15 protein-coding genes are annotated in these 14,924 nt (G+C 71.6%); 11 read left to right on the top strand and 4 right to left on the bottom strand.

Annotated elements, in window-relative coordinates:
* The first annotated feature begins 1 nt into the window (after nucleotide 1).
* The 4 genes from E4P42_RS23170 to E4P42_RS23185 are packed head-to-tail and all read left to right on the top strand — an operon-like array spanning nucleotide 2 to nucleotide 4,114.
* Nucleotides 2-652: a DUF4129 domain-containing protein gene (locus E4P42_RS23170; RefSeq protein ID WP_135128458.1), complete on the top strand. Its 651-nt coding sequence runs from the start codon at nucleotides 2-4 to the stop codon at nucleotides 650-652.
* On the top strand, nucleotides 649-1,806 hold the full coding sequence (locus tag E4P42_RS23175) for a DUF4350 domain-containing protein (protein WP_209305856.1): 1,158 nt from the start codon (nucleotides 649-651) through the stop codon (nucleotides 1,804-1,806). The genes E4P42_RS23170 and E4P42_RS23175 overlap by 4 nt, the downstream gene beginning before the upstream one ends.
* Nucleotides 1,803-2,789: a MoxR family ATPase gene (locus E4P42_RS23180; RefSeq protein ID WP_135128460.1), complete on the top strand. Its 987-nt coding sequence runs from the start codon at nucleotides 1,803-1,805 to the stop codon at nucleotides 2,787-2,789. The genes E4P42_RS23175 and E4P42_RS23180 overlap by 4 nt, the downstream gene beginning before the upstream one ends.
* Nucleotides 2,789-4,114 carry a DUF58 domain-containing protein gene (locus tag E4P42_RS23185; protein WP_135128462.1) on the top strand — a complete coding sequence of 442 codons (1,326 nt, stop codon included), beginning with the start codon at nucleotides 2,789-2,791 and terminating at the stop codon, nucleotides 4,112-4,114. Before E4P42_RS23180 ends, E4P42_RS23185 begins: the two co-directional genes overlap by 1 nt.
* Here the strand turns inward: E4P42_RS23185 and E4P42_RS23190 are convergent, their stop codons facing one another.
* The gene (locus E4P42_RS23190) at nucleotides 4,115-5,107 is read right to left on the bottom strand and encodes a stage II sporulation protein M (RefSeq protein WP_135128464.1); all 993 of its coding nucleotides are present in this window, start codon (nucleotides 5,105-5,107) and stop codon (nucleotides 4,115-4,117) included. It lies immediately after the preceding gene.
* Between the two features lie 26 nt (nucleotides 5,108-5,133).
* Here E4P42_RS23190 and E4P42_RS23195 point away from each other — a divergent pair, with 26 nt between their 5' ends.
* Nucleotides 5,134-5,970: an RDD family protein gene (locus E4P42_RS23195; protein WP_135128466.1), complete on the top strand. Its 837-nt coding sequence runs from the start codon at nucleotides 5,134-5,136 to the stop codon at nucleotides 5,968-5,970.
* Here the strand turns inward: E4P42_RS23195 and E4P42_RS23200 are convergent.
* On the bottom strand, nucleotides 5,967-6,461 hold the full coding sequence (locus E4P42_RS23200) for a DUF1772 domain-containing protein (protein ID WP_135128468.1): 495 nt from the start codon (nucleotides 6,459-6,461) through the stop codon (nucleotides 5,967-5,969). The two genes, E4P42_RS23195 and E4P42_RS23200, sit on opposite strands and share 4 nt — an antisense overlap.
* A gap of 87 nt (nucleotides 6,462-6,548) precedes the next feature.
* Between E4P42_RS23200 and E4P42_RS23205 the strand changes: the two genes are divergently transcribed.
* A complete protein-coding gene (locus E4P42_RS23205) occupies nucleotides 6,549-7,478 on the top strand; it encodes an AraC family transcriptional regulator (protein WP_135128469.1) in 930 nt (309 codons plus the stop codon).
* Here the strand turns inward: E4P42_RS23205 and E4P42_RS23210 are convergent.
* Nucleotides 7,475-8,812: a carotenoid oxygenase family protein gene (locus tag E4P42_RS23210; protein ID WP_135128471.1), complete on the bottom strand. Its 1,338-nt coding sequence runs from the start codon at nucleotides 8,810-8,812 to the stop codon at nucleotides 7,475-7,477. The genes E4P42_RS23205 and E4P42_RS23210 overlap by 4 nt on opposite strands.
* 89 nt (nucleotides 8,813-8,901) lie before the next feature.
* On the opposite strand from E4P42_RS23210, the gene E4P42_RS23215 reads away from it, so the two are divergent.
* The 4 genes from E4P42_RS23215 to E4P42_RS23230 all read left to right on the top strand — a co-directional run bounded on the left by E4P42_RS23215 (nucleotide 8,902) and on the right by E4P42_RS23230 (nucleotide 12,423).
* On the top strand, nucleotides 8,902-9,426 hold the full coding sequence (locus tag E4P42_RS23215) for a PadR family transcriptional regulator (RefSeq protein WP_135128473.1): 525 nt from the start codon (nucleotides 8,902-8,904) through the stop codon (nucleotides 9,424-9,426).
* Between the two features lie 93 nt (nucleotides 9,427-9,519).
* Entirely contained in the window at nucleotides 9,520-10,245 is a 726-nt protein-coding gene (locus E4P42_RS23220) for a PadR family transcriptional regulator (protein WP_135128475.1), read from the top strand.
* Between the two features lie 70 nt (nucleotides 10,246-10,315).
* Nucleotides 10,316-11,188, top strand: coding sequence for an oxidoreductase (locus E4P42_RS23225; protein WP_135128477.1), 873 nt, complete (start codon nucleotides 10,316-10,318; stop codon nucleotides 11,186-11,188).
* Nucleotides 11,189-11,241: 53 nt separating this feature from the next.
* Nucleotides 11,242-12,423, top strand: coding sequence for an MFS transporter (locus E4P42_RS23230; RefSeq protein WP_135128480.1), 1,182 nt, complete (start codon nucleotides 11,242-11,244; stop codon nucleotides 12,421-12,423).
* A 48-nt stretch (nucleotides 12,424-12,471) separates the two neighbouring features.
* Here E4P42_RS23230 and glpK read toward each other — a convergent pair whose 3' ends face one another.
* On the bottom strand, nucleotides 12,472-13,938 hold the full coding sequence (gene glpK / locus E4P42_RS23235) for a glycerol kinase GlpK (protein WP_245234185.1): 1,467 nt from the start codon (nucleotides 13,936-13,938) through the stop codon (nucleotides 12,472-12,474).
* A gap of 90 nt (nucleotides 13,939-14,028) precedes the next feature.
* Between glpK and E4P42_RS23240 the strand changes: the two genes are divergently transcribed.
* Nucleotides 14,029-14,826 (top strand): class I SAM-dependent methyltransferase, encoded by a 798-nt coding sequence (locus E4P42_RS23240; RefSeq protein ID WP_135128484.1) that lies wholly within the window; start codon nucleotides 14,029-14,031, stop codon nucleotides 14,824-14,826.
* The last annotated feature ends 98 nt before the right edge of the window (nucleotides 14,827-14,924 follow it).

The raw sequence follows: 14,924 nt of genomic DNA on the forward strand, positions 1-14,924 counted from the left end.
CGTGCCGACCGTAGACATCGACCGGGACGCCGCGCGCGACGCCGCCCAGCGGGAGCTCGACAAGCCGATCTACCCGAAAGGCTCGCTGACCGAACGGCTCTCGGACTGGATCAACGAGCTGGTCTACCGACTCGCCCAGCAGGGCGCCGGGGTGCCGGGCGGCTGGCTCACCATCAGCGTGCTGGCCCTGCTGACCGTGGCGCTGATCGTGGCGGCCATCCGCGTCGCGCGGCGCACCATGCGCACCGACCGGGGCGACGTCTCCCTGTACGGGGGGCAGGAACTCGGCGCCGCCGGACACCGAGCGGTCGCCGCGCAGCACGCCGCCAACGGCGAATGGGAGCTCGCCATCCGCCACCGCCTGCGGGCGGTGGCGCGGCGGTTGGAGGAGGCCGGCGTGCTGGCCCCGGTGCCCGGACGCACCGCCACCGAACTCGCCCGGGACGCCGGTGCCGCCCTGCCCCACCTGCGCGCCGAACTGCGCGATGCGGCAGCGGCATTCAACGACGTCACCTACGGCGACCGGCCCGGCACCGAGGCGGCCTACCGGCTGGTGGCCGACCTCGACGACCACCTCGGCGGCGCAGGGGCCGCGGCCGGCCCGGCGGGTGAGGCGTCCGCCCCCGCGCCCGGCTGGGCGGAGGTGCGATGACCCGGCCCACCACGGACCACAGCTCGGCGGTCGGCCCGACCCTGCGGCAACGCTGGCGCGCCATGCGCTGGGTGGTGCTCGCGCTCATCGTGATCGCGGTGGTCGCCGCCGTCGGCACGTATCTGACCGCACCGCGCCCCGGCGACCCGATGGATCCGCAGTCCACGTCTCCGGATGGGACCCGCGCGCTGGTCACCCTGCTGCGCGACCGGGGCGTCGAGGTGATCGAAGCGGGCACCGTCGCCGACGTGGAACGGGCCGCCACTGCCGACACGCTGCTCATCGTGGCGCAAACCGTCCACCTCACCGGCGCCGGCCAACTCGACCGGCTCGCCGCCCTGCCCGGCGACCGCCTGCTGATCGAGCCGGTGTCGCGAACCCGCGAGGCGCTCGCCCCGGCGGTCAAGGCGGCCGGCGCCAACGCCTTCGACGCCCTGCCGGGCTGCGATCTGCCCGCCGCGCAGCGGGCCGGCGAGGCCCGCCTCGGCATCGCCGACACCTACGAGGCCGAGGACCCCGGCCTCGACTTGACCAGTTGCTACGACGGCGTGCTCGTGCGCTACACCGAGGACGGCCGCACCGTCACCGTCGTCGGCACCGCGGCCTTCATGACCAACGACGGCCTGCTCGAACAGGGCAACGCCGCGCTGGCGATGAACCTCGCCGGCGAACGACCGCGCGCCATCTGGTACGCCCCGCAACACCGCGAAGGAGACCCCGGCGGGGACGCCACTCTCTCCGAGCTCATCCCCGGCCAGGTCGCGTGGATCGTGCTGCAGCTGTCGCTGGCCGTCGCGCTGATCGCGCTCTGGCAGGGCCGCCGGCTGGGTCCGCTGGTCGCCGAGCGGCTGCCGGTGGTGGTCCGCGCCTCGGAGACCGTCGAGGGCCGCGGCCGGCTGTACCGGTCCCGCCGGGCCCGCGACCGCGCCGCCGACGCACTGCGCACCGGCGCCCGCCAGCGGCTGCTGCCCCGGCTCGGGCTCGGCGTCACCGCACCACCCGCCGCCGTTGTGCAGGCCGCCGCCGACCGCAGCGGACTCGATCCCGACCTCATCGACCGGGCCCTGTTCGGCCCGCCCCCGGCCACCGACGCCGACCTCGTCACCCTCGCCCACCAACTCGACGACATCGAAAGGCAGGTCGCCCACTCGTGACTCAGCCATCCGCGCACCCCACCGGTGCGCCGCAGGCCGCCGATTCCGCGCGCCACGCCCTGCTGGCGCTGCGCAACGAGATCGCCAAGGCGGTGGTCGGCCAGGACGCGGTGGTCAGCGGTCTGGTGATCGCGCTGCTGTGCCGGGGCCACGTGCTGCTCGAGGGGGTTCCCGGCGTCGCCAAGACCCTGCTGGTCCGCACGCTGGCGGCCACCCTGCAGCTCGACTTCAAACGCGTCCAGTTCACCCCGGACCTGATGCCCGGCGACGTCACCGGCTCCCTGGTCTACGACGCCCGCACCGCCGAGTTCGAGTTCCGCGCCGGGCCGGTGTTCACAAATCTGCTGCTGGCCGACGAGATCAACCGCACCCCGCCCAAGACGCAGGCCGCGCTGCTGGAGGCGATGGAGGAACGGCAGGTCAGCGTGGACGGTGAGCCGCGGCCGCTGCCCGACCCGTTCATCGTCGCCGCCACGCAGAACCCGATCGAGTACGAGGGCACCTACCAGCTGCCCGAAGCGCAGCTCGACCGGTTCCTGCTCAAACTCAACGTGCCGCTGCCCCCGCGCGACCAGGAGGTGGCGATCCTCGATCGGCACGCCCGCGGCTTCGACCCCCGCGATCTGTCAGGGGTCAGCGCGGTGGCCGGGCCGGCCGAACTGGCCGCCGGCCGGGCGGCCGTGCGCCAGGTGCTGGTGGCCGACGAGGTGCTCGGCTACATCGTCGACATCGCGGGCGCCACCAGGCAGTCCCCCGCGCTGCAGCTGGGGGTGTCGCCGCGCGGCGCCACCGCACTGCTGGCGACGGCGCGGTCGTGGGCGTGGCTGTCAGGCCGCACCTACGTCACCCCCGACGACGTCAAGGCGATGGCCCGGCCCACCCTGCGGCACCGCATCGCGCTGCGGCCCGAGGCCGAACTGGAAGGCGCCTCCCCGGACGGTGTGCTCGACGGCATCCTCGCCGCCGTGCCGGTCCCCCGCTAGTGGTCCTCACCGGCCGGGCCGGGCTGATCGCCCTGCTGTGTGTGCTGCCCATCGGGGTGGCCCCCGCGCCGGGCGTGGCGTTCCTGGTGCTGTTCGCCGCGCTGCTGGCGGCGATCGTCGCCGACGTCGCGCTGGCGGCCAGCCCGCGCGCGCTTACGCTGAGCCGGTCCGGCGAGACGACCGCCCGCCTCGGGCAGTCCGTCGACGCGGTGCTGACCGTGCAGAACGCCGGCCGGCGCCGGTTCCGCGGCCGCATCCGCGACGCCTGGCCGCCGAGCAGCCGCGGCGAACCCCGCGCGCACACCGTCGACTTCGCTGTCGGACAACAGGTTTCGCTGACCACCACGCTGACCCCGCGGCGCCGTGGCGATATGAGCGCCGCGCTGGTGACCGCCCGCGCAATCGGCCCGCTGGGCGTCGCCGGGCGTCAGGGCGCGCACCGGGCGCCCGGTGAGATCCGGGTGCTGCCGCCGTTCCTGTCGCGCAAACACCTGCCGTCGCGGCTGGCCCGGCTGCGCGAACTCGACGGGTCCACACCGGTGCTGATCCGCGGTCAGGGCACCGAATTCGACTCACTGCGCGAGTACGTCGTGGGCGACGACGTCCGCTCGATCGACTGGCGCGCGACGGCCCGCCGCGCCGACGTCGTGGTGCGGACCTGGCGCCCCGAACGCGATCAGCGCATCGTCATCGTCCTCGACACCGGACGCACCTCGGCGGGCCGGGTCGGGATCGACCCCACGGCCCCGGGCGGCGCCACGGGCTGGCCGCGGCTGGACTGGTCGATGGACGCCGCGCTGCTGCTCACCGCGCTGGCCGCCCGCGCCGGCGACCACGTCGACTTCCTCGCCCACGACCGAATCAGCCGCGCCGCGGTGGTCAACGCCTCACGCACCGAACTGCTCCCGCAGGTGGTCAACGCGATGGCGCCGCTGGAGCCCGCGCTCGTCGAATCCGACTTCCCGGCCATGGTGTCGGCGGTGCAGCGGCGCGTCCGCCGGCGGGCCCTGGTGGTGCTGTTGACCGACCTCAACCCGTCCGCCCTCGACGAAGGGCTGATGGAGGTGCTGCCGCAACTGGCCGCCCGCCACCACGTGCTGGTGGCGGCGGTCACCGACCCGCGGGTCGACACGCTGGCCGCGGGTCGCGACGACGCGGCCGCGGTGTACGACGCCGCCGCCGCCGAACGGTCGCGCAACGAGCGCCGCACGATCGCCGCCCGCTTGCGACACGCCGGGGTCGACGTCGTCGACGCGGGACCCGACGACCTGGCGCCGGCGCTGGCCGACCGCTACCTGGAGATGAAGGCCGCCGGCCGTCTGTAGTCAGCCGGTCGGCACGACATCGGGGGCGTCCTCCACGTCGCCGGTCTCACCGGCGCGCACCGCCCGCCGGCCGAAGTGCACGATGTAGGCGAGGAACGCGATCTCCGCGCCCACCCCGATCGCGATACGCGCGAAGGTGGGCAGCGGCGACGGCGTGACCAGCGCCTCGATCAGGCCCGAGATGAACAGCACCACAACCAGTCCTACGGCCACGGACACAACCGCCCGGCCCTGCTCGGCCAGAACCTGCCCGCGCGGCCGGTGGCCCGGCGCGATCACCGTCCAGCCCAGCCGCATGCCGGCGGCCGCGGCGAGGAACACCGCGGTCAACTCGAGCAGGCCGTGCGGGGTGAGCAGGCCGAGGAAGATGTCACCCTTGCCCGCGTCGAACATCAGCCCGGCCGTCAGCCCGAGGTTGGCCGCGTTCTGGAACAGGATGTACGGGATCGGCAGCCCCAGCAGGATCGCGAAGCCGATGCACTGCGCGGCCACCCACGCGTTGTTGGTCCACACTCGCAGCGCGAACGAGCCGGCGGGGTTCTCGCTGTAATACGAGGCGAAGTCGTTGTTGACCAGCTGGTCGATGTCGCTGGGGGTGCCGATCGCCGACTGCACCTCCGCGTTGCCCGCCACCCACATCGCGATCAGCGTGGCCACGACGAGGAACGCGGCGGCCGAGCCGGCCCACCACCGCCACGACCGGTAGGCCACCACCGGGAACGACACCGTCCAGAACCGCACGAACTCCCGCCACAGCGGGGCGTGCGCACCGGTGACCGCGGCGCGTGCCCGCGCCACCAGGCCCGAGAGCCGGCCGACCAGTACCGAATCCGTGGACGCCGACCGGACCATCGACAGGTGCGTGGACACCCGCTGATAGAGGTCGACCAGTTCGTCGACCTCCGCGCCGGTCAGCGTGCGGCGGCGTTTGATCAGCTGGTCCAGGCGGTCCCAGGTGGCGCGGTGGGCCAGCACGAACGCATCGACATCCACCCTCGGCAGCCTAGTAGCGTGGCGCTATGGTCTCCCAGCCCGAGCCGGTGGTGACCGGCGACGCGGTGATGCTCGACGTGCAGATCGCCCAGCTGCCGATCCGGGCGCTGGCGGCGATGGTCGACATCCTGGTCATCTTCGTCGGCTACCTCATCGGCGTGGTGCTGTGGGCCATCACCGTCGACCGCTTCGACCCGGCGCTGTCGGCGGCCGTGCTGGTGATCTTCACGGTCGTCACGCTGGTCGGGTATCCGCTGGTGTTCGAGACCGCGACGCGGGGCCGCACGCTGGGCAAGATGGCGCTGGGGTTGCGCGTGGTGTCCGAGGACGGCGGCCCGGAACGCTTCCGCCAGGCGCTGTTCCGTGCGCTGTCCGGGTTCATCGAGTTGTGGATGCTGGCCGGCGGCCCGGCCGCGGTGTGCAGCCTGCTGTCGCCGAAGGGTAAGCGCATCGGGGACATCTTCGCCGGCACCGTGGTGATCACCGAACGCGCCGCGCGCATCAGTCCGCCGCCGGCGATGCCGCCCGCGCTGGCGTGGTGGGCGGCGTCGCTGCAGCTGTCGGGCCTCGGCCCCGAACGGGCCGAGATGGCTCGCCAGTTCCTCTCCCGGGCAACCCAACTCGACCCGCGCCTGCGCGACGAGATGGCCTACCGGATTGCCGCCGACGTCGCGGCCCGCATCGCACCGCCCCCACCGCCCGGCACCCCGCCGCACCTGATGCTGGCCGCCGTGCTGGCCGAACGGCACCGCCGCGAGTTGATCCGGCTGACGCCCGCGCCCGCGCAGGCACCGACCGCACCGCCCGCTCCGTATGCCACCGCTGCGCCGCAACGGGATACGGGATTCACCCCGCCGAGTTAACGCGCCACCAGCGCCGCGATCAGCAGCGCCCCCGCGGCCAGGCCGGTGGCGGTGCGCACGTGGTTCCACAGCGTCCACACACGCAGGTGGTGCGCCCATTCCCGAGCGGCGTCGACCGCCGACAGCGTGTCCGGTGTCAGGCCGTCGAGATGGTTGTTGAGCGGGATGTTGAACGCCACGGTGACGACGAAACCCGTTACCCCGCAGACCCCTCCGGCCACCAGCAACCACCCGCCGGGTGCTCCCCAGCGCAGCACGCCGAGCGCCCCCACCGCCACCGCCAGCAGGGCCGACCCGAGGAACAGGATCAGGAACGCGGCGTTGGCCTGGGCCTCGGCGTTGATGCCGCGCATGGCGGTGATCGCCTCGGCGGGGTCGGTGCGGTCGAGTCCGCGCATCACGAAGGTGGAGAACGCGAAGAAGATGCCGCCCACCGCGGTGCAGGCGACGGCCGTGACCGCGGTGAGGACGAGGACGGGTCCGGAGTTCATGACGGCGAGTCAATCGCGCACGGATGAGACGATCCATCGCCGAGCGTCGCGGTTCCATACGCGAGCGTCTCGGGTTACGCTGCGCTCGTGGACGCGGTGGTCGGCCTGCTCGACGGGGTGCGGGCCCGCGGGGCGTTCGTGCTGCGGATGTCGATGGACTCGCCGTGGTCGCTGAGCGTGCGCGACCGCGCCCCGCTGACCGTGATCTGCCAGACGCGCGGCGAGTCCGTCCTCATCGGTGAGGCCTCCGGCATCACGCGGCTGCACGCCGGCGATGTGGCGCTGACGCGCGGCACCCAGCACTACGTGTTCGCCGACGATCCGGCGACGGCGCCGATGGCGGTCATTCACCCCGGGCAGCGCTGCACCACCCCGTCCGGCCGGGAACTGCGCTTCGAGATGACGGTGGGCGTGCGCACGTGGGGCAACAGTCCCGCCGGCGCGTGCCGGGCGGTGATCGGCGCCTACGAGGGCCGCAGCGCAGTGAGCGCCCGGCTGCTCGACGCCCTGCCCGCGGTGGCGGTGGTGCGCGCCCACGAGTGGGACACGCCGCTGGTCGACCTACTGGCCGCCGAGGCAGGCCGCGGCGGCACCGGCCACGAGGCCTACCTCGACCGGCTGCTCGACCTGCTGTTGATCGCGGTGCTGCGCACCTGGTTCGACCGCGACAGCGCCGCGCCGGCCTGGTGGCACGCCGAACGCGATCCCGTGGTCGGGCCCGCGCTGCGGTTGCTCTACGGCGATCCCGCGCGTGCCTGGACCGTGGCGAATCTCGCCACGGCCGTCGGCTGTTCGCGTGCCGCCCTGGCCCGGCGGTTCACCGAGCAGGTCGGTGAACCGCCGATCGCGTTCCTCACCGGTTGGCGGCTGGCACTCGCTGCCGACCTGCTGCGCTCCGGTGACGCCACCCTCGCCGCGGTCGCCCGGCAGGTCGGATACAGCACCCCGTTCGCGTTGAGCGGGGCGTTCAAACGCGCCTACGGCGTCAGCCCCAAGGCCTACCGGGCGTCGGCCTAGCCCGTGATCCAGTTGCCGTGGAAGCCGTACGGAATACGTTGCGGCACCTGCACTCTGGCGACCGGCGGGGCGGCGATGTCGCCGGCGTCGAGGATCACCAGGTCGCTGCCGTCGCGGACCGGGTCATAGACGTAGGCGAGATACCAGCCGTTCTGCTCGTCGGCCGGACCCGACGCGGACGGCACGAACACCGCCTCACCCGGACCACCCGGGGCGTCCGCGGAGCCGAACACGTGCTCACTGGCCGCACCGGTGGTGAGGTCGTAGCGCACCAGGCGGTGTTCGCCGACCGATACCGCGTAGCGGGCGGGCAGCCCGGCCAGCCGATCGTCGATGCGCGGGAACTCCACGGCCCGGTCGTCGAGCTGGCGTTCGGAGACCGTACCCGTCGCCAGGTCGATCGTCCAGCTCCACAGCACCCCGTCGGCCTCGAATCCGCCTGAGTTACGCCATAGTTCGGGGTAGCGCACCGCCTGCAGCACCAGTGTGTGCCCGACCTCGTAGGCGTTGGCGACGTGGAACACGTAGCACGGGTCGATCTCGAACCAGCGCACCTCGCCGAACGGGTCGTCGCGGCGCAGCACGCCGAGCCGCGCGCCGTAGCCGTCGTCCCACCGGTAGGGCATGTCGCCCTCGCCGCGCAGTGCGACGTCGAGGTTGAACACGATCGGCAGGTCCATGAAGATCACGTGGCCGCTGGTCAACGCGAAGTCGTGCATCATCGTCAGCGCCTTGACGTCGATGGGCCGGTTGACGGTCAGTTCGCCGTTCGCGTCGGCGCGGTGGTAGGTCACGTGCGGTGCGAAGATGCTGCCGTAGCCGAAGAAGTGCAGTTCGCCCGTGGTCGGGCAGATCTTCGGGTGGGCGGTCATCGAATCGACGAGCTTGCCGCCGAAGTCGTAGGCGCCCAGGGTCTGCAGATCGTTGGTGATCTCATACGGCAGTGACGATTCCACCAGCGCCAGCGTCTTACCCGCGTGGTTGACCACGTGGGTGTTGGCCACGCTCGAGTGCAGGTTGCGGCTGCCGTCGGCGTTGTACACACCGAAGTGGTTCTCGAAGCTCTCCGTGCGCACCCACCGGTTGCGGTACCAGGCGGCGCGGCCGTTCTCGATGCGCACGCCGTGGATCATTCCGTCGCCGGTGAACCAGTGCCCCGTGGGCTGCCGCGGATTGGGTCCGTTGCGCAGGTACCAGCCCTCGAGGTCGGCCGGGATCTCACCCTCGACCGGTAGGTCGAAGGCGGTCAACTCGTCGGCGACGGGTGCGTAGTTGCCCTGTTGGAAGAACTGCCCGGTGCCGAATAGGGCCGAGGTGTCGGTGGTGTCGGTCATGGCGTCTCCTGTTTCGCGGATGTCTGCCTCCAGACTCACATTCCAATCATGACATGTCAAGAGTGGAATGTCGGGCTAGGATGGTTCTCGTGAGTCTGCGCATCGCGGCACTGGGACTGCTCGCCCAGCACCCGGGCAGCGGTTACGACCTGCTCAAGCGGTTCGAGAAGTCCATGGCCAACGTCTGGCCGGCGACCCAGAGCCAGCTCTACGGCGAGCTCAACAAACTGGCCGCCGCCGGCCTGATCGAGGTGACCGACGTGGGGCCGCGGAACCGTAAGGAGTACCGCGTCACCGAGGCGGGCCGCGCGGAGCTGATCCGCTGGGTCACCACCCCGCAGGACGATCCGCCCACCCGCAGCGCCGAACTGCTGCGCGTGTTCCTGCTCGGGGAGCTGCCCGCCGAGCAGGCCCGCGCGCACCTCACCGCGGTGGCCGAACACTTCGAGAGCGAGGTGCGCCGGCTCGAGGAACTGCGCGCCTCGATCCCGTGGAGTTGCCGGGACGAGGACTTCTACGGCGCGGCCGCCCTGGAATACGGCCTGCGCAGCAACACGATGGGCGCCGAGTGGGCGCGGTGGGTGATCAAGGGAATCGACGAGCGCACCACGTAGTCGTTGCATCACGATAGTTTCCGATATATCGTCAACGTATCGGAACGCCTCGTCGTCTCCTGACACCCCACATGACGCAAAGGACCCATCACCATGAGTAACCCCTTCACACCGCCGCCCGGCGGCTTCGCATTCGGCTTCGGCCCCGGCGACCGCCGCGCCATGCACCAGCAGCGCAGGCAGGCCCGCCGCGAGTTCCGCGACCACCTGCGTGAGCACCGTCGCGCCGACTGCGTCGCCGACGGTCCCGGGTTCGGCGCATCGTTCGGCCCCGGCTTCGGCGGTCCCGGCCGCAGCTTCGAGTTCGGCTTCGACCCCCGCGGCGGCTTCGGCTTCGGGATGGGCCCCGGCCCGCGCGGCCGGCGCGGCGGTGCCCGCGGCCGGGGACGCCGCGGCGACGTGCGCGCCGCGATGCTCGCGCTGCTCGCCGAGCGGCCGATGCACGGCTACGAGATGATTCAGGAGATCGCCGCCCGCAGTGACGGCTTGTGGAAGCCGAGCCCCGGTTCGGTGTACCCGACGCTGCAACTGCTGGTCGACGAGGGCCTGATCGCCGCCACCGAGACCGAGGGCAGCAAGAAGTTGTTCGAACTCACCGAGGACGGCCGCACCGCCGCCGAGAAGGTCGAGACCCCGCCGTGGGAGCAGATCACCGACGACGTCACCCCCGGCCATGCGAACCTGCGCAGCGCCGTCGGCCAGCTGATGGGCGCGGTCGCCCAGTCGGCCTACGCCGCCAGCGACGAGCAGCAGGAGCGCATCGTCGAGATCGTCAACAACGCCCGCCGCGAGATCTACGGCGTCCTCGGCGAGGAGTGATCCACTGACTTCGGCGCGGTTTCGTTCGCGTAGCGGATGAAACCGCGCCGAAATCGCGTAGGAAACAGGTATGCAGACCTTCCCCCTCGGCTCCCACACCGTCGGCCGCGTCGGATTCGGCGCGATGCAATTGCCCGGACCCGGCGTCTTCGGCCCGCCCCGCGACCACGATCAGGCGCTGGCCGTGCTGCGCCGCGCCGTCGAACTCGGCATCAACCATATCGACACCGCGCAGTTCTACGGCCCGGATGTCTCGAACGAACTGATCCGCGAGGCGCTGCACCCTTACCCCGCCGAGCTCGCGATCGTGAGCAAGGTGGGTGCCCGCCGTGACGACCAGGGCAATTGGACGGCCGCCCAGCAGCCCGACGACCTGCGCGCCGACATCGAGCAGAACCTGACCACGCTGGGCACCGACCGGCTCGCCGCGGTGAACCTGCGCATCCACTCCGGAGATCCGAATTCCGTCGGTCCCGTCGACCGAGAGCTGTTCGACCGTCAGCTCACCGCGATGATCGCCGCCCGCGACGAGGGATTGATCGGCGGCATCGGGCTCAGCAGCGTCTCGGTCGAGCACCTGCGAATGGCGCTGGAGCGCACCGAGATCGTCACGGTGCAGAACGCCTACAACCTGGTCGACCGGAGTTCGCAACCGGTGCTCGACCTGTGTACGGAGCGCGGCATATCCTTCGTCCCGTTCTTCCCACTCGGCTCTGGTTTCACCGCCGACAACCCCGTGCTCGGCCACCCCGTCGTCACCCGCGCCGCCGAGCACCTCGGCCATACGCCCGCGCAGATCGCGCTGGCGTGGACCCTCGCGGTGGCCCCCAACGTGCTGCTGATCCCCGGCACGTCGTCGGTGGCGCATCTCGAGGAGAACACGGCCGTGCGCGACATCGCACTGCCGTCCGAGCTGGTCACGGAGCTCACCGCCGTCGCCTGACGCGCGCGGCCATTCCCCCGGTGGAACCGCCCGCGTCCTGGTAAACCCAGGTCGTGTCCGTCGACTCGATCGGTGCGCTGCGGCGCTGGTCGATGCTCGTCATCGGGCTCAGCGCCACGATGTCCGCCAACGTGGTCATCAACGGCGCCGCCTTCCTGATCCCCGCGCTGCATGTCGACCTCGACCTGCACCTGGCGCAGGCCGGGCTGCTGTCGGCCATGCCGAGCTTCGGTGTGGCCGTCACCATCTACGGCTGGGGCCACCTCGTAGACCGGTTCGGCGAGCGGGTGGTGCTCGGCGCGGGACTGGCGCTCACCGCCGCGGCGATGTTCGCCGCCGCCGCTGCCGACTCTCTGGTGGCGGTCGGTGCACTGCTGTTCGTGGCGGGGATGGCCGCGGCGAGCAACAACGCCGCAAGCGGCCGGTTGGTGGTGGGCTGGTTCCCGCCGGGTCGACGCGGCCTGGCGATGGGGATCCGGCACACGGCCTCACCACTGGGAGTAGCCCTGGGCGCGTTGGTGATTCCGCAGCTGGCTCAGCACCACGGCGTGGGGGCGGCGCTGCTGTTCCCCGCCGTCCTGTGCGCGGTGTCGGCGCTGATCTGCGCGGTCGGTGTGCTCGACCCGCCGCGGCCGCCGCGGGCCGAAGCCCCCGCCGAGCACCTGGCCAATCCCTACCGCGGCTCCACCGTGCTGTGGCGCATCCATGCCGCCTCCATGCTGCTGGTGGTGCCGCAGAGTGTGGTGTGGACGTTCACGCTGGTGTGGTTGATGGCGGACCGCCACTGGTCGGCCGCGTCGGCCGGTGTGGTGGTGACCGCCGCGCAACTGCTCGGCGCGCTGGGCCGCGTGGCGGCCGGTCACTGGTCGGATCACCTCGGCGCCCGCCTGCGACCGATCCGCATCATCGGTATCGCGGCCGCGGTGGCCATGCTGGTGCTCGCGCTCACCGATCACCTGAATTCACCGGTGAGCGTCGCGGTCCTCGTGGTCGCCTCGGTCATCACCGTGACCGACAACGGGTTGTCCTACACGGCGATCGCCGAACTGGCCGGGCCGTTCTGGAGTGGGCGCGCACTCGGCGTGCACTACACCGGCCAGATGGCGACGATGGCCGCCATTCCGCCGGTGTTCGGCGCGCTGATCGCGGTCGTGGGCTACCCGCTGGCGTTCGCCGCCTCGGCGCTCTTCGCGGTGGCCGCGCATCCCACGGTCCCCGCGCACGCCGATCCCTAGCGATTTCGGTGTCGTCGGTCGCGCTCACCGCGACGAACTACACCGAAATCACTCCACGTCGACCCAGTCCAGCGTGCGCTGCACGGCCTTCTGCCAGCCGGCGTAACCGTCGGCGCGCTGGTCGTCGCTCCACCGCGGCGACCAGCGCTTGTCCTCCTGCCAGTTCGCCCGCAGATCGTCGGGCCCGGACCAGAACCCGACCGCCAGCCCAGCCGCGTACGCCGCGCCGAGCGCCGTCGTCTCGGCGACAACGGGTTTGACGACGTCGACGCCGAGCACGTCGGCCTGGATCTGCATACACAGGTCGTTGGCGGTGATGCCGCCGTCGACCTTGAGCACCTCGAGGTGCACGCCCGAGTCGGCCTCCATCGCGTCGACGACGTCGCGGCTCTGGTAGCAGATCGCCTCGAGCGTCGCCCGCGCCACGTGGGCGTTGGTGTTGTAGCGGGACAGCCCGACGATCGCGCCGCGCGCATCCGAACGCCAGTACGGCGCAAAGAGTCCCGAGAACGCGGGTACGAAGTACACCCCGCCGTTGTCGTCGACCTGACGGGCCAGCGCCTCACTCTGCGCGGCGCCGCTGATGATGCCGAGCTGGTCGCGCAGCCACTGCACCGCGGACCCGGTGACCGCGATCGAACCCTCCAGTGCGTACACGGGTTTCGCGTCCCCGAACTGGTAGCACAGCGTGGTCAGCAACCCGTTCTCGGAGCGGACGATCTTCTCCCCGGTGTTGAGCAGCAGGAAGTTACCTGTGCCGTAGGTGTTCTTGGCCTCGCCGGCCGACAGGCACACCTGCCCGACCATCGCCGCCTGCTGGTCGCCGAGGATGCCGGTGATCGGCACCTCTCCGCCCAGCGGCCCGTCCTCGCGGGTGACGCCGTGGCAGTCCGGACACGACGACGGTTTGATCTCGGGCAGCATCTGACGCGGAATGCCGAAGAACGACAACAGCTCGTCGTCCCAGTCGAGCGTCTCCAGATCCATCAGCATGGTGCGGCTGGCGTTGGTCACGTCGGTGACGTGCACGCCGCCGCGGGTGCCGCCGGTCAGGTTCCACACCACCCAGCTGTCGGCGGTGCCGAAGATCGCGTCGCCCTTCTCGGCGGCCTCGCGGACCCCGTCGACGTTGTCGAGGATCCACTGCACCTTGCCCGCGGAGAAGTACGTCGCCGGCGGCAGCCCGGCCTTGCGGCGGATGACGTCGCCGCGGCCGTCGCGGTCCAGCGCGGTGGCGATCCGGTCGGTGCGGGTGTCCTGCCAGACGATCGCGTTGTAGTACGGCCGCCCCGTGCGGCGGTTCCACACCAGCGCGGTCTCCCGCTGGTTGGTGATCCCCAGGGCACACAGATCCTCGGCGCTCAGGTTGGTGCGGTTGAGCGCCGACATGATCACCGACGCGGTGCGTTCCCAGATCTCCACGGGGTTGTGCTCGACCCAGCCGGCCCGCGGCAGGATCTGCTCGTGCTCGAGCTGGTGACGGCCGACCTCGGCGCCGTCGTGGTCGAAGATCATGCAGCGGGTGCTGGTGGTGCCCTGGTCGATGGCGGCGGTGAACTCGGCCAACTCCTGCCCTCCTCCTGGCGGCGATTCCAGTCGTCCATCATGGACTACATGGCCACCGACATCGTCGACATCGAGCGCATGCCGCGCGGCGGCCCCCGCGCGTCCTGCCTGGACCGGCGGCTGGAGACCGGCCGGCTGGAGTACCTCGACCGCGACTCCGACCGCGACGCGGGTCTCGAGGCACGTAAACGCAGCGTCGTGCGCGCGCTGGAGTGGACCGGCGACGTCTTCGGCAATCACGACCGCATCGCCGAGCTCGCCCTGCGCGAGATCGCCGACGTACCCGACCCGAAGGTGCTCGAACTCGGCGCCGGTCACGGCGGGCTGTCCCGCCGGATTCTCGACGCGCACCCCACCGCCGAGGTGACCGTCACCGACATCGATCAGACTTCGGTCGCGGCGATGGCCGCCAGCGATCTGGGCACCCATCCGCGCGCGCAGGTGCGGACCATGGACGCCACCGCGATCGACGCGCCCGACCGCGCGTTCGACCTGGCGGTGTTCGCGCTGTCGTTCCACCACCTCACCCCGCCGCTGGCCGCCCGCGCGATCGCCGAGGGCACCCGGGCGGCCGATGCGCTGCTGGTCGTCGACCTGCCGCGGCCGCCGGCCCCGCTGCACCTGCTGCGCCTGGCGACGATGCTGCCGCTGGCCCCGTTCCTGCCGTTCGCCCACGACGGCGTGATCAGCTCGTTGCGCTGCTACAGCCCGTCGGCGCTGCGCGCGCTGGCCGCGTATGCCGACCCGGCGATCACCGTGGACCTGCGCGGCGGGCTGCTCAGCGAGCAGGTGATGGTGGCGCGGCGCCCTAGATGTACTCGGCAGGGACGTTGTTGACGGTTTGGCTGTGAGAGGGGAGGACCTCCGGGCTTAGTGGAGATGTCTGACGTCTTCACACACACGGAGGTCCTCGTGTCCCACGCTAATGCTCGGCT

The sequence above is a fragment of the Mycobacterium sp. PS03-16 genome, from assembly GCF_004570325.1.
In the GTDB taxonomy this organism is placed as follows: Bacteria; Actinomycetota; Actinomycetes; order Mycobacteriales; family Mycobacteriaceae; genus Mycobacterium.

Bases quoted from the DNA above. Each gene is read 5' to 3' on its own strand.
- E4P42_RS23200 (WP_135128468.1), bottom strand. From the start codon at position 6,461: ATGAACTCCGGACCCGTCCTCGTCCTCACCGCGGTCACGGCCGTCGCC.
- glpK (WP_245234185.1), bottom strand. From the start codon at position 13,938: ATGATCTTCGACCACGACGGCGCCGAGGTCGGCCGTCACCAGCTCGAG.
- E4P42_RS23175 (WP_209305856.1), top strand. From the start codon at position 649: ATGACCCGGCCCACCACGGACCACAGCTCGGCGGTCGGCCCGACCCTG.
- E4P42_RS23220 (WP_135128475.1), top strand. From the start codon at position 9,520: ATGAGTAACCCCTTCACACCGCCGCCCGGCGGCTTCGCATTCGGCTTC.
- E4P42_RS23240 (WP_135128484.1), top strand. From the start codon at position 14,029: ATGGACTACATGGCCACCGACATCGTCGACATCGAGCGCATGCCGCGC.
- E4P42_RS23195 (WP_135128466.1), top strand. From the start codon at position 5,134: ATGGTCTCCCAGCCCGAGCCGGTGGTGACCGGCGACGCGGTGATGCTC.
- E4P42_RS23225 (WP_135128477.1), top strand. From the start codon at position 10,316: ATGCAGACCTTCCCCCTCGGCTCCCACACCGTCGGCCGCGTCGGATTC.
- E4P42_RS23210 (WP_135128471.1), bottom strand. From the start codon at position 8,812: ATGACCGACACCACCGACACCTCGGCCCTATTCGGCACCGGGCAGTTC.